The sequence below is a fragment of the Collinsella aerofaciens genome (assembly GCF_015670745.1).
Taxonomy (GTDB): domain Bacteria; phylum Actinomycetota; class Coriobacteriia; order Coriobacteriales; family Coriobacteriaceae; genus Collinsella; species Collinsella aerofaciens_T.
This window is the reverse complement of record NZ_JADPCH010000020.1, coordinates 1-17,835: the sequence shown is the minus strand read 5'-3', so window position 1 is coordinate 17,835 and position 17,835 is coordinate 1. Positions and strand designations below refer to the sequence as shown.

The window sequence follows — 17,835 nt, the reverse complement described above, 5'->3', positions numbered from 1 at the left end:
AAAGGCTTCCATGAATCCCAGGACTAAATCTCAGGACATTCGCGACTTGAGCCAAAACGATATTCGCGAGCTCGTGGCCGAGCTTGGCCAGCCCGCCTTCCGCGCGAAGCAGCTCATCGAATGGGTCTTTGAGAAGAACGTTTGTTCGTTTGACGATATGACCAACCTCCCCAAGGCTTTCCGCGAGCAGCTTAAAGAGGCTTTTGCCTTTGACACGCCGACTGAACTCACCAAGCAGGTTTCCAAAGATGGCTCTCGCAAGTATCTGCTCGAGTACCACGACGGCGTTTCCGTCGAGACCGTCGGCATGCCCCGTCGTAACAAGCTTTCCGTCTGCGTTTCCACCCAGGCAGGCTGTGGCATGGGCTGTGCCTTTTGCGCTACCGGTCTCAACGGCCTCAAGCGCTCTCTGACCGCTCAAGAGATCGTCGACCAGGTACTTCATGTATCCAACGACTTTGGCGAGCGCGCCACGAGCGTTGTCTTCATGGGCCAGGGCGAGCCGTTTGCCAACTACGACGAGGTTCTCAAGGCGTTGCGAATCCTCAACGACCCCGATGGCATCGGTATCGGTGCTCGTCACCTCACCGTCTCTACCAGTGGCGTTATTCCCGGTATTCGCAAATTTGCCGACATCCCCGAGCAGTTCACGCTTGCTGTTTCACTGCATTCCTCCATCCAGTCGACGCGCAATAAGCTCATGCCCGGTGTTAAGAAGTACACGTTGCTTCGCCTTCACGAGGCGCTTCAGCTCTACACCGAGAAGACCGGCCGCCGCCCGACCTATGAGTATGCCATGATCGAAGGCGTCAACGATACGAATCCCGAGATGCAGGCGCTCTGCGACTTCTGCGAGGGAACGTTGTGCCACGTTAACCTCATTCAGCTTAACGACATCGAGGGCAGTCCGCTCAAGCCGTCGCCGATTCATAAGGTTGAGGATCTTCAGCGTCGTCTTGAGTCCCGTGGCATCGAGACCACGATTCGTAACTCCCGTGGTAACGATATTGACGCCGCTTGCGGTCAGCTGAAGCAGCGCTTCAAAGTTCAGAAGAACGCATAGGGGAGTCGCACCCCAAAACGTTTCATGTGAAACATCGAACGGCCCCGGTTGCAGAATATGCAACCGGGGCCGTTTCATTTATTGACCTTAATTTAGAATCAGCTACTACTGGTCCCATTTTTACGGCCAAAATAAGGGGTCCTTGTCTCGTGAATCAGACAAGGACCCATCACAATATGCTAAGTAATTGTTAGGTACCTAATAGCCTACATTTTCCCATTGGTTGCTGACCCAACCCTGATTAATCTTGGGATTCTTCGTTACCTGAGCAGTACGCATTGCAACATCTTCTGTCATAACATCCATTTTCTTCTTGGATGTATCGATAATATCTTGCGCACTACGAAGCAAACGACCTCGAAGTTCATCGTCTGTCGCGATCTTATAGCCAGCAAAGGCACCAGCCGCGACAGTCGTCGCCAATGCAATCGCAGTTAAAATTCTATTCCTCATCTTGGCCTCCTTGATCAAACTGAATCATTTCGCCAAGAATACGAGAGAGCTCTTCCTCGTCTTTAAACTCAATCTCAATCTTATTCTTTCCACGCGAGCTCTTCACACGCACGTTGGTATTAAAAACCTGACGAAGCACGCGGGCTGCCTTTTTAAAAGACTGAGGGGTTGCAGGCCTCGGCGTCTTAGGTGTCTCTCCGGCAGAAAACAACGGAGCAAGATTTTCTGTCGCTCTTACGGAAAGGCCCTCTGCAACAACCTTCTCTGCAAGTCGAATTCGAGCATCCTCATAGGGAACTGCAAGAATCGCACGTGCATGACCAGCAGTAAGTTTACCCTCAAAAATCATCTGCTGAACTACTTCGGGGAGATCGAGAAGACGCAGTGAGTTTGTAATTGCAGAGCGTGACTTGCTTACTGCCTTCGACAATGCCTCCTGGGTCATACCGCTGGCATCGATGAGCTGTCGATAGCCCTTAGCCTCTTCGACGGGATTCAGATCTGAACGTTGAAGGTTTTCGATAAGAGCAAGAGCCAGCATCTCTTCATCATTTACCTCTTTAATGATGACTGGCAATTCTTCAAGGCCAGCAAGCTTTGACGCCTGGTAACGACGCTCACCAGCGATGATCTCATAGCCGTTTCCATGCTTGCGAACCAAAAGCGGCTGCAAAACGCCATGTTCTTGGATTGACTCGCTCAACTCGCGAAGTTCAGTTTCGTTAAAGTGAATTCGCGGCTGATTAGGGTTGGGAACGATATCCTCAATAGGTAGTTGTGTTTCAGATGCAGCATTTGAAGCCGATGCAGCCGAACCGCCGGTCTCATACTCGGCCTCTGAAACCAAAGCATTCAGTCCACGTCCCAATCCGCCACGTTTCTTTACACTAGGCACGCTTGATCACCTCTTTTGCAAGGTTCATATATGCTTTTGCACCCTTATTTTGAGGTGCATAGGTAATTACTGGTTCTCCAAAAGACGGAGCTTCGGAGATTTTAACCGTACGGGGGATTAGCGTCTTAAACGCCTTATCACCAAAGTACGATTGAACCTCCTCAACAACCTGATTCGATAGTGAAGTACGCGAGTCATACATGGTCATAAGCACACCATAGGTGTCTAAGCCCTTGTTCAGCCTTGATTTGACCATCTTCATTGACTCAAGCAGCTTCGTAACGCCCTCGAGTGCGTAATATTCGCACTGGATCGGAATCAAAACGCTGTCTGCTGCGGTCAAAGCGTTGATAGTAAGCAGGCCGAGCGAAGGAGGACAGTCAATGAAAATAAAATCGAACTCGTCCTGAATCGGCTCAAGCAAATCTTTGAGGCGGGTTTCACGTGCAATTGCGCTTACGAGCTCAATTTCGGCGCCTGCAAGCTGAATTGTAGCTGGAATTACGAATACCTTTTTGCAATTTGTATCAAGAACAAGTGATTCTGCCGGCACATCATTCAACAATGCATCATAGATGCAGTGATCAAGGTCTTCTTTTTCAATTCCGAATCCACTGGTGCTGTTTCCCTGCGGATCAAAATCGACAATCAGTGTTTTACGACCCTGCTCACCCAGTGCTGCTGCAAGGTTTACAGCCGTCGTTGACTTACCGACGCCGCCTTTTTGATTGATGATTGCAATGATACGCGTGTCTTTTGCGCCCTTTGAACGCTTAACGTCGCGAAATCCCACGGTCCCTCCTGGTGTGTATTAAAGCTGTCAAACGGAGGATGTTTCACGTGAAACATTCCGAATCGATATCAACCGCCATGTTTCACGTGAAACACTGCAAGTTGTTAGTATCCATTATGTTTCACGTGAAACATCTAGGCAAGCGGATTCTTCTTTGCCACGCCATTTGCACGAGGCAATGAAACGGATGCTGGATGACTCTTCTTAAGAACAATGAACTCCCTGTGACCCAAGCCTTCAGGCAAATCAATTGCGTCATTCAGAAGCAAAGTGAAGCCGCAAATCTTAGCTGCTGACATGCCGGAAGCAAGCTCCTCATCCGAAGGATTGCCCTTGGTTATAACAAATACCCCTCCATCCTTCAGATACGGAGCCGCATACTCAACAAGAATCGGTAGAGGGGCCAGTGCGCGGGCGGTTACAACAGAGAACTGCTTCTTATGGCTCCGAGCATATTCTTCAAGACGATCATGAACCGCATGGGCATGTTTCAATCCAAGAGCATGGACAAAGGAATTTACCGCATCAACCTTCTTGCCAACAGCGTCAATATAAGTAGCTTTACGATGCGTGGTTATGGTTAATGGAATACCAGGGAAGCCCGCACCTGTTCCCATATCGAGCAAAGCTCCCTCAGGAGCCTTGTTGATATAGGGGAGCAAAACAAGTGAGTCGAGGATATGAAGTACTGCAGCATCTTCTACGTTAAGAATACGGGTGAGATTGGTTGTCTTATTTGTTTCTAGAACCAAATCCAAATGCTGGATACATTTCCTCAGCTCAACATCAGTTACGCTCAAGGAATACTCTTTGCAATAGAAAGCTAGACGACTCAACATCTCGTCAGCTTGCTGATCAGTAAGTACTAACAACGAAAGCTCCTTTCTGACAAAAATCAGCGTATCGAGAACTTTTGACAAAAAAAGGGGACGTGGAAACCACGTCCCCTTAGCATAAACTCGAGTAGATTATCGAGCAACAATCACCACATGGCGATCAGGGTCAGAACCCTCAGAATGAGTATCGACGGCATCATTGCCACGAAGTGCAATGTGAACCAGTCGACGCTCGTAGGCATTCATGGGCGGAAGCGAAACACTCTTATGAGTGCGAATGGCACGCTCGGCAGCAGACTGAGCCATGGAGGCAACCTTGTCCTGACGGCGGCTCTTGTATCCCTCGACGTCCACTACAACCGGATACCTAAAGCCAAGTTTGCGGCTCACCAGCAAAGAGAACATAACCTGAAGGGCATCAAGGGTGCGACCATGACGGCCAATGAGAACAGCAAGGTCGGGAGCCGTTACATCCAAAATCAGCTCACCTTCGTCGCCCTCATACTCATCGATAGGAGAGTTGGCGGCATCGAAGTGCGAAAGGATGGAACGCAGGATGGAAATAGCAACATCGGCAATGGTGTCGAGCTCCTCATCGGTCAGCTCTTCACCAGCCTTGTAGCGCTGTGCAATCTCGGGATAATCGCCCGCGACCTGCGGGGCAACCTCCTCAAGCATATCCTCGATGATCTCTTCAGACATAACGTACTCCAAAAGTTAGGTACCTAAATAAGATTGATATCCCACTACTTCTTCTTGTGCGGGCGCGGCTTCTTCTCTCGACGAGTGACCTCAACCTGCAGCGGAGCGTTCTTAAGACGCTCCTCCTCATCGGCCTTCGCCTTGTCGATGACCTTCTGCGTCACAAAAATCTGCTGGATAACCTGCCAAGCAGACGAGACGTCGTAGTACAGCAGAACACCAACGGGAAGGCTCCAGCCCATCCAAAGCATCATGACCGTCATGACAACGGCCATCATACGCATGCTCTGAGCCTGCTGGCCGGTCTGGTTGCGCGACATATAGAGCTGCGGAATCAGGGTCAGGACGGCGAACAGGATCAGGCAAACCAGCGCAGGCAGTGCAACCATAAAGCCATCGGCAAAGGAAGCACTCGGCGTGGTGGTCAGGTCGGGCAGGATGTTGAAGAACGAGAACGTGCCGTCGTTAAAGTACTGCGGCAGGTTGCGCAGCAATGTAAACAGGGCGAACAGGATAGGCATCTGAATCAGCAGCGGCAGACAGCCAGCCATGGGGTTGAACTTGTTCTCGCTGTAGAACTTCTGCATCTCCTCGGCCTGACGCTGGGGATCGTCGGCATAGCGCTCCTGGATCTCGAGCATCTTGGGCTGCAGCACCTGCATGCGAGCCGTCGACTTGGTCGACTTGAGCATGAGCGGCGTCAGCAGCAGACGGATGATGACCACCAGGATGATGATGGACAGGCCCCAGTCGACCGCAAAGGTCTGGATGAGCTTGAGCAGCTCGAAAAGGATGTTAACGATCCAATCCCACATGTAAGTTTTCCTCCGATAGCGAGTGCCCGCTAGGGCACAGGGTCATAACCGCCGACGTGCAGGGGATTGCAACGAGCGATGCGCCTCACGGCAAGCCAGCAGCCTCTCAAAACACCGTGCTTCTCAATCGCCTGGATGGCGTATTGCGAGCACGTTGGGTAATAAATGCAGGCGTCAGGCAATAAGGGCGAAATAACCTGTTGATATATGCGAATAGGAGCGATGGCAACACGTCGCAAAACGTGATTGCTCATCGCTCCTCCCCGGCAACGCCGGCGCGCTTCATAAGCGAACGCAACGCCTTGTCCATCTCCTGCGGCGAGGAAACCCTCGTCTTGGGAGTTGCAAACAAGATGATGTCATAACCCGCAACGGGAAATCCGCAGCTGCGGGCGGCCTCGCGCATCACACGCTTAGATCGGTTGCGCACGACGGCACAACCGAGTCGCTTAGCACCAACGAAGGCGACCCTTCCGGAGTCGCCTTCGCCAACCGATTCACATATGGTCATTCGAATCAGAGGGTGATTGAAACGACGCCCCTGACTGAACACATGCTCGAAATCTTGCCGAGACTTAATAGTCTTCATGCGAGATGTGTGTATCGCTGCTAGACAGTGAGACGCTTGCGGCCCTTGGCGCGACGACGGGCGAGCACGGCACGACCACCCTTAGTGGCCATACGGGCACGGAAGCCATGGGTCTTGGCACGCTTACGCTTATTAGGCTGATACGTACGCTTCATCTTAAGTTCCTCCTGCTGCATTTCGAGTGTCCGCGGGGACGCGGACGCAGATATAGACACGTGAGCTTGAAGATTGTAGGGAAATCAATGTTCAAATGTCAAGAAATCAAAGGTAAAAGGTTGCGCAGTTCACACGGTTCCCCCATAAGCACAACCGAAATTTGCGCCTCATGGCAACCTTTCACGATATTTCATCGAGTTTTCAACAGGTCATGTTGGCAATGTTGAGAACTTTTCGTCCGTTTTCCAAAGTTTTCAACAGGTTTTGAAAGTTTGTCGAAAGATGAGAAACATTGCACGGTGAGCTACTATTTGTTCGAAACCTTTTGGAAGATTGCGAGCGGCATGTCTGACGACTTTTACACCATGGTCGATTCCGGAGACCCGGCACCCGACAACGAGCACATCACCGGCGTGCGCGAAGAGCGTGACGAAGGTGAACAGACGACAACGCAGGCGCCAAAAGCCATGTACGCCGCGCGCATCGCCGTCTATGACGACATGCTGTCGACACCGCGTGTGATCGTCATCGATCCGCAAGATGTCCGCACGTATTTGGAAGAGACGACCAACACCGTCTACCAGTGCATGAAAGAACAAGGTGGCCATATCTCGCTCATGGTCATCCGCGAGATTGTCGAAAACTTTATCCACGCACACTTTGCAGAGCCCATCATCTCGATTCTGGACGGCGGAGACACCATCCGCTTTGCTGACCAAGGACCCGGCATCGACGACAAGGAACGCGCTTTCGACTTTGGCGTTACCAGCGCAAACAGCAAGATGAAGCGCTATATCCGTGGAACCGGAGCAGGGTTTCCCATGGTGCAGGAGTATTTGGAAAACGCCGGCGGTGCCGTATCCATCGAGGACAACATGGGCAACGGCACCGTGGTTACGGTAAGCCTGAACCCTAAACGCGTGCAGGAAATCGAGCGTGCCGGCGGACGCGGTGCTGCCGTGCGGCCCGAGACGGAGCAGCCCACATATCCCCTGCCGGGAGCTTTTGCGCAGCAGCCCATGGCAACGCAGCAGATGCAGCCCCCCGTGGGGCAGATGCAGCAGCCCGGAATGCTTCCCACACAAGAGCCCCAGGCGGCATCTATGTCGATGACGCCAAACATGCCAGAGGCCATGCCGCTGGCAGATCAGGATGCAGCAGCAATGCAGCAGGCGACGGGGGCACCGGGTGGCCAGCAAATGGGCTATCAGCCGTACCAACGGGGATATCCATATCAGCAGATGCCGCCACTGGGGTATGGCCAGCAGTTCCCGCAGCAGTACCAGCAGGGATATCAGCAGCCGTACCAGCAGATGCCGCAGCAGCAGTACAACCCCTGGGCCCAACAGATGCCTCTGCAGCCTTACCAACAGTGGCCTCAAAGTTTTCAACAGCAAATGCCGCCGATGCAGAGTTCTCAACAACCAGCAGCTCAAATGATGTATCCTAATGCAGCAAATCAGTATGCGCAGCCACAACCGGACGTGTTCGTAAGCGATCGCGGCAACGCCGCGCTGGGCTATCTGGCGCAAAATCAAGCGTGCGGTGCAACCGATCTGGCGAGGGCGTTTGGAAACTCGGCCCCCACTTGGTCACGCACGCTCAATGACTTGGCGCAGGCCGGCTTGGTCATCAAGCATGGCCAGAAATACCATCTGACCGAACTCGGCGCCGCTCGCGTGCGAGCTTAGAGCTAAAGAACGGGAGAGACAGTGGACGAGGAAGCAAGCATCATCCTGGGGGATGCCATCGCCTTTTGCCAGCGCGACGGCCAAGATGCACGCCTCATCAACATGCTGGGGCAATCGCGGGCCATAAGCCTGACCGAAGATACGCTCACGATCGAGGCCCCCTCGCGCTTTGCCATCGCGCAGCTCAAAAAGCATCAGCCGACTATTGAGGCCTATCTGGAAGAAATCGCCTTTGCACCGATCGCGCTCGACATCGTGGCACCGCAAGGCGCCGCAACGGAATCCGCTGCCGCGACGGCGCCCGCCACGGCTCCCGCCGCTTCCCCGGCGGCACCGACCTCCGCAGGCGACGTGCCGACAATCGAGCACCAGCACAGCGATGTTTCCCGTGAAACCATGGCACCGTTGCCGACCGCGGCGGCGACGTCAACGAACGCACCCGTCACGCACATGCCTATCGCTCACGACGCAGCGGCGGGCGCGGATTCGGGCATTGCAATCAAGAACACGCTCTCGGCCGATGATTTTCGTCGCATGATGAACCAGATGAAGGGCGGAGCGCCGACTAAATCCACGCAAGCTGCGACCCCCGCTTCACCCATACCGGCGCCGACCGTGCCGGCCGAGCAGAATACGGATGGAGCCCCGCTCGCCGCGAACTCAAAATTTACCTTTGAGAACTTTGTCTACGGCCCCGAAAACAGCCATGCCTATCGCTCGGCACTCAAGTTTGCCGCCCTCGCGGACGAGCGCGGCACATGCACATCACTGTTCATCTACGGCAAATCGGGCCTGGGCAAGACGCACCTGCTGCTTGCCATCAAAAACGAGCTCGCCGAGAAGTCGCCCGAGATCAAGGTCAAGTATGCCAACTCCCAGGCATATCTGGACGACCTGATGACCGAGTTCGACCGCCAAAAGAAGAGCAACGCCCCCATCATGCAGGCGTACCACGGCGTGGACGTGCTCATCATCGATGACATCCAAAACATCATCGGCAAGCGCGCGAGCGTGGACTACTTTTTCCAGCTCATGGACGAGTTCATCCGCAACAACAAGAAGGTCGTCATCGCGGCAGACCGTGCCCCCAAGGACCTGAGCATGGACGAGCGTCTGACCAGCCGCTTTAACGCCGGCATGCTCTGCCTGGTCGCAGAGCCCAGCTACGAGATGAAATACAAGATCTTGCAGCGCTATTACGAGAACACCATCGTCGCCGCTCCCGAGGCAGGCGATGACTCGCTGCTGGCGGCCTATGGGGGCGACGGCGGACACCTGACCGACGAGCACTTTAAACACATGGCCGAGGTCTCGGGCACCAACATCCGCGAACTCGAGAGCTTTTGCGAGCGCTGCGCCGGCGAGGCGGGCGACCGCGAGCGCGAGGGCGGGGAGCTCACCTTTGACGATATCGACGCCATCGCCAGCCAGTACTTCGACACATCGGCCAAAAAGATCAACGTCCAGACGGTTCAGTCCGTCATCGAAGAGCAGTACGGCGTGACGCACGAGGAGCTCATCGGCCCGCGTCGCAACGCCAATATCGCCAAAGCACGCCATATCGCTATCTACCTGGCCATCGAGATGTGCGAGATGACGACCACGGCGGTGGGCGCCGAATTTGGCAACCGCAACCACTCGACCGTCAGCACGAGCTACAAAAAGGTCCAGAAGATGATCCAGGAAGACCGTACCGTCACCGAAGACCTCAAATCGCTGCGCGATAAAATTACACTGCGCTCGTAGGGAAATAGAGACACCTGTTGAAAACTTGTCGAAACCATGGGCATAAGGTGTCTAAAACCCAACCCGCGGTGGTGAAAAGTTTTGCGCAGATTTTGAACGTGGAAAACCACCCCCGTTGCACACAGGTTGCTGTCGATTCTCTTTCTGGGTCTGACCTGCGTCTTTGGGAGTAATCAACAGTTTCGTCAGTGCTATTACTATTATTAAGATATTTATATCTAAAGAAAGGTATTAAAAGATGAAGTTCACCGTCAGCCAGAGCTCGCTTACACAAGCCATCGGCGTCGTTATGAAGGGTGTCGCTTCGGCATCCACCCTCCCCATCCTGTCGGGCGTGCTCGTTAAGGCCCAAGACGGCATCTTGGAATTCCAGACCTCTAACTACACCATCTCGATCCGTCATCGCATCGCGGCGCATGTCGAAGAAGAGGGCGAGATGGTTATCCCCTGTAAGATGCTCTCCAATATCACCAAGACCCTCCCCGATGCCCCGGTCACCTTTGAGCTGTCCGAGCGCCAGGTGCTGATCAGTTGCGAGAAGAGCTCTTTCCGCCTGAACACGCTCGATGCCAATGACTTCCCCGAGTTTCCGGCCTATGCCATCGAGAGCGCCGTGGAACTGCCGACTGATATCTTGTCCGAAATGGTCGGCCGTGTGTGGCGCGTCACCTCGACCGACAAGGCCCGCCCCATCCTGGGCGGCGTGCACATGAAGGTCGAGAACAACACCGTGCGCCTGGTGGCGACCGATTCCTTCCGTTTGGCCGTGTGCGATACGCAGGTCGAGACCTCGACCCTCGAGGGCTCCTTTGAACTCAACGTTCCGGCTGACGCCTTTAACGACGCACTGAACATCATGGCCAGCCAGGCGACCATCATGATCGGGGCTACCGACACCCAGGTCGTCTTCGAGGCCGGCAACACCACCTACGTGTCGCGCCGCATCGAGGGCGTGTACCCCAACTACAAGCAGCTCATCCCCGATTCGTGCGTGACGAGCGTCAAGATCGACGTCGCCGCCTTTAACGCCGCCCTCAAGCGCGTGGCCGTTATCGCGAGCGCCAACCCCGCCGTCAAGTTCGAGATCGATGTCGAGAACGGGCAGATGGGCCTGTCCTCCATTTCCAATGACCAGGACCTTGCGCAGGAGACGATCGATGTCGAGGCTGAGGGCGAGTCGGGTACCATCGCCTTCAACTACCACTACATCTTCGGCTGCCTCAATGCCCTATCCAAGGAGAAGGAGATCACGCTGGAGCTCAAGAGCTACTCGCAGGCGGGCATCTTCAAGTCCTACGACAAGATCAACTACCTGTACCTGGTCATGCCGGTCCGCATCTAGCGCTGCGCCATGACCATGTTCGCCCGCGATCTTTCCGTCGCGCACTACCGCAGCTTCGATAGCTATCACCTTGCCCTGGACGAGGGCGTGACGATACTTGCGGGCCCAAACGCTGCGGGAAAGACCAATCTCATAGAGGCGCTGCAGCTGCTGACGAGCGGCGCCTCGTTTAGGCATCCGACCGCAGCCGAGCTCGTCCATGACGGCGTGGGCTCGTGCAAGGTCGAGCTGAGGCTCGAGGGCGACGGCCGCGTGCTTGATATGGGATTGAGCGCGGGGGACGGTAAGCGCTCGTTTAGCCGCAACGGCAAGAGATGCTCCGCCGCCGGTGTGCGCGGGGTCCTGCCGAGCGTGCTGTTTTGCCCCGACCATCTGGACATGGTTAAGCGAGGCGCCAGTGTGCGCCGCGCCGCCCTCGACGACTTTGGCATGCAACTGAGCGCACGCTATGCCGATCTTGCGAGCGCCTATGGTCGCTGCGTGACCCAGCGTAACGCCTTGCTCAAGGAGGCCTGGTGCTGCCGCGAGATGCTCGGCGCGTGGAACGATTCGATTGCCCGCGCGGGCGCGGCTCTGCTCGTGCACCGGTTGGCCCTGCTCGACCGGCTGGCGGGCCATGTGCGTACTGCCTACGGGCAAGTGGCGTCCGGTGAAGCCGCCAACGTGTCCTATGCGTCCACGCTGGGGGATTTGCCCCAGGTCGAGGATCGCGAAGAGCTGAAGGGCTGGGCGTACGAGCGCATGCTGGCCGCCCTTGATGAGCACGCCGACGAGGAAATTCGCCGCGGCGTGACGTTGGTGGGACCGCATCGCGATGAGATTGAATTTACCGTGGCGGGTCGCTCCGCTCGTTCATTTGCCAGCCAAGGACAGCAGCGAACGTTGGTACTGTCCTGGAAGGTGGCCGAGGTGGCCGTGGCTCGCGATGTTCTGGGTACTGCTCCGCTGTTGCTTCTGGACGACGTGATGAGCGAGCTCGACGGCGAGCGCCGCGGTGCTTTTCTGCGGCTGATCGGCGATGATATCCAAACGGTCATAACCACGACCAACCTGGGGTACTTTACCGATGACCTGCTTGATCGAGCCAAGGTGGTGAGCATGGGTGAGACGTGCTAATTACGAGCGCGAGAGCGAGACGGTCGCCTTCAGTGGGTTTTTGAACGCAGAGCGCCAGCGCATCCTGGCGTCGGCGACGCCTGAGCGCCGTGCGCAGATGGAGGCTGCCGAGGAGTCGCGCGCGGTCTATCGCGCGTGGAACGCGGTGTGCTCGGGCACGCGCGAGGGGCGGCATGTGACGGGTCTGCGCTACCTGCCCGAGTCCAATGAGCTGCTGGTATATCTCGATTCGCCCTCGTGGACGCAGGAAATGACGCTGTTGCGTGAGATCATCCGCGCGCGCATGGAGCGCGCCGGTGCGCATGTGGACGGCCTGGTGTTCAAAACCACCGCACCCGGTCACACGCCGCCCGCCGCCAAGGAGCGCCTTCGCCCAGCGGCGACCGAGCGCCCGCCGGCCCCACACGCCGACCTCAGCGATGCCGAGCGCGCCGAGATTGAGCGCCAAGTGGCGCCCATCGAAGACCAAAAACTGCGCGAGGCCCTCGAGAATGCCATGAGCGCCAGCGCCGAGTGGGCCAAGGGCGTGCAAAGCAAAAAAGAGCCTTAAATCGCATCTGGTGGCCTTGTAGAGCCAAATACCCTCGTTCCCGAGGGTATTTTTTTACGATAAACTAGTAAGGCTATACACATTTTCTTGACTGAAGGAGGACGTGTGGCAAACGAAAACGATTACGATGGCGGCGAGATTAAGATTCTCGAAGGTCTCGAGGCCGTTCGTAAGCGCCCGGGCATGTATATCGGCTCGACGAGCGCCAGCGGTCTGCATCACCTGGTGTGGGAGATCGTTGACAACTCCGTCGACGAGGCCATGGCCGGTTTCTGCACCGAGATCCAGGTGACGGTCCACGCCGACAACTCCATCACAGTCGTCGACAACGGGCGTGGCATCCCCGTCGACGAGCACCCTGTTAAAAAGATCCCGACGCTCGAGGTCGTCATGACGATCTTGCACGCCGGCGGTAAGTTCGATAACTCGGCCTATAAGGTCTCGGGCGGCCTGCACGGCGTGGGCATCTCCGTCGTCAACGCACTGTCCAAGCGCGTGGTCGTTCAGGTTCGTCGCGATGGCAACACCTACGAGATGGAGTTCTCGCGCGGCAAGACCGTCAAGAAGATGAAGGTCGTGGGCACCTCGGATTCGACGGGCACCACCGTCACCTTCTGGCCCGACGATGAGATCTTCGAGACCTGCATCTACGATTTCGATACGCTGCACAACCGTCTGCAGGAGACGGCGTTCCTCAATAAGAACCTCAAAATCGTGCTGACCGACGAGCGCGAAGCGACTCCCCACGTGGAGGAGTTTTGCTACGAGGGCGGCATCATCGACTTCGTCAAGTTCCTCAACGAGGGCAAGGACGTCCCCGAGGCCTTTAAGGAGCCCATCTACATCGAGGGCAAATCGGACCCGGACGCGCCCGTGGCCAAGATGGGCGAGGTCGAGGTTTCCCTGCAGTGGAATAGCGGCTACGGCGAGAACGTCATGTCGTTTGCCAACGACATCTACACCCCCGAAGGCGGCATGCACCTTGAGGGCTTCCGTACCGCGCTCACCCGCGTGATCAACGATTATGCGCGCAAGCAGAACCTGCTCAAGGAAAAAGACGCCAACCTGACCGGCGACGATGTGCGCGAGGGCCTTTCGGCCGTTATCTCGGTCAAGCTGCCCGATCCGCAGTTTGAGGGCCAGACCAAGGCAAAGCTCGGCAGCTCCTATATGCGAGCGCTCACGCTCAAGATTGTGACCGACGGCCTCGCCGATTACTTGGAGGAGCATCCCAAGCCCGCTCGCGAGATCGTCAAGAAGGCGCAGCAGGCCTGCAAGGCGCGCAATGCCGCCCGCAAGGCGCGCGAGGCGACCCGCCGCAAGAGCCTGCTCGAGACGGCGTCCCTGCCCGGTAAGCTCGCTGACTGCTCGGTGCGCGATGCCGAGCTGACCGAGCTCTTCATCGTAGAGGGCGACTCGGCAGGCGGTTCGGCCAAGGACGGCCGTCGCCGAGACATCCAGGCGATTCTGCCCCTGCGCGGCAAGATTTTGAACGTCGAACGCGTTGGTGACCATCGCGCGTTCTCGAGTGACACCATTCAGTCGCTGATTACCGCGATCGGCTGCGGCGTCACGACGAGTGCCGGCGACGGCGGCGACTTCGATATCACCAAGGCGCGCTACCACAAGATCATCATCATGACCGATGCAGACGTCGACGGTGCGCATATCCGCATCCTGCTGCTGACGTTCTTCTACAAGTACATGCGTCCGCTGATCGATGCCGGCTACGTCTATGTTGCCTGCCCGCCCATCTTTGGCATTAAGGTGCGCAACAAGATCCACTACGTGTATCCCAACGGCCGCCAGCCCGAAGACGAGATCCTGCGCGACACCATCCAGAGTCTGGGCCTGAACCCCGACGATAACGACGAGGACGGCAAGGCCAAGGACGGCAAGATCACCAAAAAGCGCAAGGGCTATACCGTCCAGCGCTACAAGGGCCTGGGCGAGATGGACCCCAAGCAGCTTGCCTCGACGACGATGGACCCCAAGACCCGCATCCTGCAGCGTGTGTCGATCGAGGACGCCGTGGTGGCGGACCGCGCCGTGCGCGAGCTGATGGGTTCCGAGGTCGGCTATCGCCGCGAGTACATCGAGAAGCATGCACATGATGCACGATTCCTTGACGCTTAAGAGGAGGTAACGTGGCAGACGATATCAACAATAACGAGGGTATGGACGAGGCCGGCGATGCCGGTATGCCCGATGATCTGAAGCGCCTGCTCGCCCGCGCTGAGCAGGGCGAGGACGGCGATCCGGATTCCTATAACCCCGACGCCGAGGATGAAGAGGACGAGGATGACGACGCCGAGCTCGAGGAGAGCTTTGGCGAAGTCGATCGCGGCGCCTCGGCCGGCGAGGATATCAACGGCGGCCAGCTCCAGATTTCGGAGTTCGGTCGCGAGATGAAGCAGTCGTTCATCGAGTATTCGATGTCGGTTATCACGGCACGCGCCCTGCCGGACGTGCGCGACGGCTTAAAGCCGGTGCACCGCCGCATCCTGTACGCGATGAACGAGAGCGGCATCTACCCCAACCGACCGCACAAGAAGTCGGCCTGGACGGTCGGCGAAGTTATCGGTAAGTACCACCCGCACGGCGATTCCGCGGTCTATGAGGCCATGGTCCGCCTGGCGCAGTGGTTCTCCATGCGCACGCCGCTCATCGACGGTCACGGCAACTTCGGCAACATCGACGGCGACGGCGCGGCGGCCATGCGTTACACCGAGAGCCGCCTGGCAAAGCCCGCCATGGAACTGCTGCGCGACCTGCAGAAGGATACCGTCGACTGGCAGCCCAACTACGACGAATCGCTTGCCGAGCCCGTGGCGCTGCCTGCGCGCTTCCCCAACCTGCTGGTCAACGGCAGCCAGGGCATCGCCGTCGGCATGGCCACCAACATCGCCCCGCATAACCTCACCGAGGCGATCGAGGCCACCTGCTACCTGATCGACAACCCCGACGCCACCGTCGACGAGCTCATGCAGATCATGCCCGGTCCGGACTTCCCCACCGGCGCCATCATCATGGGCAGCGCCGGCATTAAACAGAGCTACGAGACCGGCCGCGGCTCCATTACCGTGCGTGCCAAGGCACATGTGGAGTCCACCAAGACCGGCCGCAGCCGCCTGGTCTTTACCGAGATTCCCTACATGGTCAACAAGGGCACCCTGCAGGAGAAGATCGCCCAACTCGTCAACGACAAGCGCATTGAGGGCATCTCGGATATGCGCGATGAGTCCAACCAGAAGGGCATCCGTCTGGTCATCGAGCTCAAGAAGGGCGTCATTCCGCAGGTCGTGCTCAACAACCTGTATAAGTACACCTCGCTGCAGACGACCTTTGGCGCCAACAACCTGGCACTCGTCAACGGCGTTCCCAAATGCCTGAGCCTGCGCGAGATGCTGCAGCACTACATCGACCACCAGGTCGACGTCGTCACCCGCCGCACCCGCTTCGACCTTAAGAAGGCCCAGGCCCGCGCGCATATCCTCGAGGGCTACCTGATGGCCCTTGACCATATCGACGAGGTCATCAGCATCATCCGCTCCTCGCAGACCGACTCCGAGGCCAGCAGCCGACTGATCGAACGCTTTGGCTTTACGCCCGAGCAGACCACGGCCATCCTCGAGATGAAGCTGCGCCGCCTGACCGGCCTGGAGCGCGACAAGATCCAAGAAGAGCTGGACGGCCTGCGCCGCGCCATCGCCTACTACGAGGACCTGCTGGCGCACGAGGAGAAGATTCTGGGCGTCATCAAGGAAGAGATGCGCGAGATCTCCAAGAAGTTTGGCGACAAGCGCCGTACCGAAATCAGCCAGGTTGAGAAGGACCTGGATGTCGAGGACCTCATCGCCGACGAGGATATGGTCGTGACCATCACCCACACCGGCTACGTTAAGCGTATCCCAGTGGCTGCCTACCGTGCCCAGAAGCGCGGTGGCAAGGGCGTGTCGGGCGTCAACCTCAAAGAGGACGACGTTATCGATGAGATGTTCATCGCGTCCACGCACGAGTACGTGTTGTTCTTCTCGAGCAAGGGCAAGGTCTATCGCCTGAAGGTGCACGAGCTGCCGGTGGGTACGCGCCAGGCGCGCGGTACCGCGATCGTCAACCTGCTGCCCTTCGAGGAAGGCGAGAAGATCGCGAGCGTCATCAGCTGCCGCGAGTTCCCGGCCGACGAGTACCTGATGTTTGCCACCAAGAGCGGCATGGTCAAAAAGACCGTGATGAGCGCATATGACCGCAGCCGTCGCGACGGCCTGATCGCTATCAACCTGCGTGACGACGACGCGCTGCTGAACGTGCGCCGCGTGCGCGAGGGCGACAAGATTATCCTGGCCACCACCGCGGGCAAGGCGATCATGTTCTCCGAGGAGCAGGTGCGCGCCACCGGCCGCGATACCAGCGGCGTTCGCGGTATCGGTCTGAAGGACGGCGTGAGCGTTCTGGGCATGGAAGTCACTAACGGCAACGGCGATCTATTCGTCATCACCGAGCGCGGCTACGGCAAGCGCACGCCGGTCGCGGACTACCCGGAGCAGAATCGCGGCGGTCAGGGCGTCTACACCATTCAAATGACCGAGCGTAAGGGTAACCTCGCGGCCATGAAGACGGTGGGCCCGCAGCACGAGCTGTTCATCGTGACGGAGGGCGCGACGGTCATTCGCGTCAAGACCGACGAGATCAGCCAGACTGGCCGCGCCACCCAGGGCGTCAAGATGATGACCGTCGACGACAACGACCGCATCTGCGCCGTGGCCCGCATGACGGCCGCCAAAGAGAAGCCCGAGGGCGAAGGTTCCGAGGCCGCAGCCGACACCGAAGAGGCTCCAGTCGACCTAGGCGACGGCAACGACATGCCAGAGGATCTCCTCGACGAGTAAGTAGTCCTCTCCGGTCAAAAACATCAGACCCCATATATCGGCGGTCGGCGCACCTGCGCGCCGACCGCTTTTTTGAAAACCTAGGGACCCGCGTTCGCCCCGGCCGCCCGGCGGCATATGAAGTCGATCGCGAGTTCCGCACGAGCCGGAGAGCACTTAATGTGCTCTCCGTGCGAGTCAGGACTGTCCGAGCAGGCGA

17 protein-coding genes are annotated in these 17,835 nt (G+C 57.3%); 8 read left to right on the top strand and 9 right to left on the bottom strand.

The window, feature by feature from the left end; genetic code table 11:
* Positions 1-10 precede the first annotated feature (10 nt).
* Positions 11-1,063: a dual-specificity RNA methyltransferase RlmN gene (gene rlmN / locus I4W07_RS07625; protein WP_196026189.1), complete on the top strand. Its 1,053-nt coding sequence runs from the start codon at positions 11-13 to the stop codon at positions 1,061-1,063.
* A gap of 198 nt (positions 1,064-1,261) precedes the next feature.
* Here the strand turns inward: rlmN and I4W07_RS07620 are convergent, their stop codons facing one another.
* The 9 genes from I4W07_RS07620 to rpmH form a co-directional block, all read right to left on the bottom strand.
* Positions 1,262-1,516 carry a hypothetical protein gene (locus I4W07_RS07620; protein WP_138374275.1) on the bottom strand — a complete coding sequence of 85 codons (255 nt, stop codon included), beginning with the start codon at positions 1,514-1,516 and terminating at the stop codon, positions 1,262-1,264.
* Positions 1,506-2,411 carry a ParB/RepB/Spo0J family partition protein gene (locus tag I4W07_RS07615; protein WP_196026188.1) on the bottom strand — a complete coding sequence of 302 codons (906 nt, stop codon included), beginning with the start codon at positions 2,409-2,411 and terminating at the stop codon, positions 1,506-1,508. The genes I4W07_RS07620 and I4W07_RS07615 overlap by 11 nt, the downstream gene beginning before the upstream one ends.
* Entirely contained in the window at positions 2,404-3,204 is an 801-nt protein-coding gene (locus I4W07_RS07610; RefSeq protein WP_196026186.1) for a ParA family protein, read from the bottom strand. Before I4W07_RS07610 ends, I4W07_RS07615 begins: the two co-directional genes overlap by 8 nt.
* A 134-nt stretch (positions 3,205-3,338) precedes the next feature.
* Positions 3,339-4,076: a 16S rRNA (guanine(527)-N(7))-methyltransferase RsmG gene (gene rsmG / locus I4W07_RS07605; RefSeq protein WP_230317552.1), complete on the bottom strand. Its 738-nt coding sequence runs from the start codon at positions 4,074-4,076 to the stop codon at positions 3,339-3,341.
* A 96-nt stretch (positions 4,077-4,172) separates the two neighbouring features.
* Positions 4,173-4,742 carry a Jag family protein gene (locus tag I4W07_RS07600; protein ID WP_022093802.1) on the bottom strand — a complete coding sequence of 190 codons (570 nt, stop codon included), beginning with the start codon at positions 4,740-4,742 and terminating at the stop codon, positions 4,173-4,175.
* A 44-nt stretch (positions 4,743-4,786) separates the two neighbouring features.
* On the bottom strand, positions 4,787-5,557 hold the full coding sequence (locus I4W07_RS07595) for a YidC/Oxa1 family membrane protein insertase (protein ID WP_006236192.1): 771 nt from the start codon (positions 5,555-5,557) through the stop codon (positions 4,787-4,789).
* Positions 5,558-5,586: 29 nt separating this feature from the next.
* Positions 5,587-5,811 carry a membrane protein insertion efficiency factor YidD gene (yidD, locus tag I4W07_RS07590; RefSeq protein ID WP_082222962.1) on the bottom strand — a complete coding sequence of 75 codons (225 nt, stop codon included), beginning with the start codon at positions 5,809-5,811 and terminating at the stop codon, positions 5,587-5,589.
* Positions 5,808-6,146, bottom strand: coding sequence for a ribonuclease P protein component (gene rnpA, locus I4W07_RS07585; RefSeq protein WP_006236191.1), 339 nt, complete (start codon positions 6,144-6,146; stop codon positions 5,808-5,810). The genes yidD and rnpA overlap by 4 nt, the downstream gene beginning before the upstream one ends.
* A gap of 20 nt (positions 6,147-6,166) precedes the next feature.
* Positions 6,167-6,301: a 50S ribosomal protein L34 gene (gene rpmH, locus I4W07_RS07580; RefSeq protein WP_019127408.1), complete on the bottom strand. Its 135-nt coding sequence runs from the start codon at positions 6,299-6,301 to the stop codon at positions 6,167-6,169.
* Between the two features lie 273 nt (positions 6,302-6,574).
* Between rpmH and I4W07_RS07575 the strand changes: the two genes are divergently transcribed.
* The 7 genes from I4W07_RS07575 to gyrA all read left to right on the top strand — a co-directional run bounded on the left by I4W07_RS07575 (position 6,575) and on the right by gyrA (position 17,636).
* Positions 6,575-7,993, top strand: coding sequence for an ATP-binding protein (locus I4W07_RS07575; RefSeq protein WP_230317551.1), 1,419 nt, complete (start codon positions 6,575-6,577; stop codon positions 7,991-7,993).
* A 21-nt stretch (positions 7,994-8,014) separates the two neighbouring features.
* Positions 8,015-9,739, top strand: a complete 1,725-nt coding sequence (locus I4W07_RS07570; protein WP_152068595.1) for a DnaA ATPase domain-containing protein — start codon at positions 8,015-8,017, stop codon at positions 9,737-9,739.
* 238 nt (positions 9,740-9,977) lie between these two features.
* Positions 9,978-11,081 carry a DNA polymerase III subunit beta gene (dnaN, locus tag I4W07_RS07565; RefSeq protein WP_006236186.1) on the top strand — a complete coding sequence of 368 codons (1,104 nt, stop codon included), beginning with the start codon at positions 9,978-9,980 and terminating at the stop codon, positions 11,079-11,081.
* A 9-nt stretch (positions 11,082-11,090) separates the two neighbouring features.
* Positions 11,091-12,197 (top strand): DNA replication/repair protein RecF, encoded by a 1,107-nt coding sequence (gene recF, locus I4W07_RS07560; protein WP_196026183.1) that lies wholly within the window; start codon positions 11,091-11,093, stop codon positions 12,195-12,197.
* Positions 12,184-12,747: a DciA family protein gene (locus I4W07_RS07555; RefSeq protein ID WP_271739778.1), complete on the top strand. Its 564-nt coding sequence runs from the start codon at positions 12,184-12,186 to the stop codon at positions 12,745-12,747. Before recF ends, I4W07_RS07555 begins: the two co-directional genes overlap by 14 nt.
* A 105-nt stretch (positions 12,748-12,852) precedes the next feature.
* On the top strand, positions 12,853-14,883 hold the full coding sequence (gene gyrB, locus I4W07_RS07550) for a DNA topoisomerase (ATP-hydrolyzing) subunit B (RefSeq protein WP_196026181.1): 2,031 nt from the start codon (positions 12,853-12,855) through the stop codon (positions 14,881-14,883).
* A gap of 41 nt (positions 14,884-14,924) precedes the next feature.
* The gene (gene gyrA / locus I4W07_RS07545) at positions 14,925-17,636 is read left to right on the top strand and encodes a DNA gyrase subunit A (RefSeq protein WP_196026213.1); all 2,712 of its coding nucleotides are present in this window, start codon (positions 14,925-14,927) and stop codon (positions 17,634-17,636) included.
* The last annotated feature ends 199 nt before the right edge of the window (positions 17,637-17,835 follow it).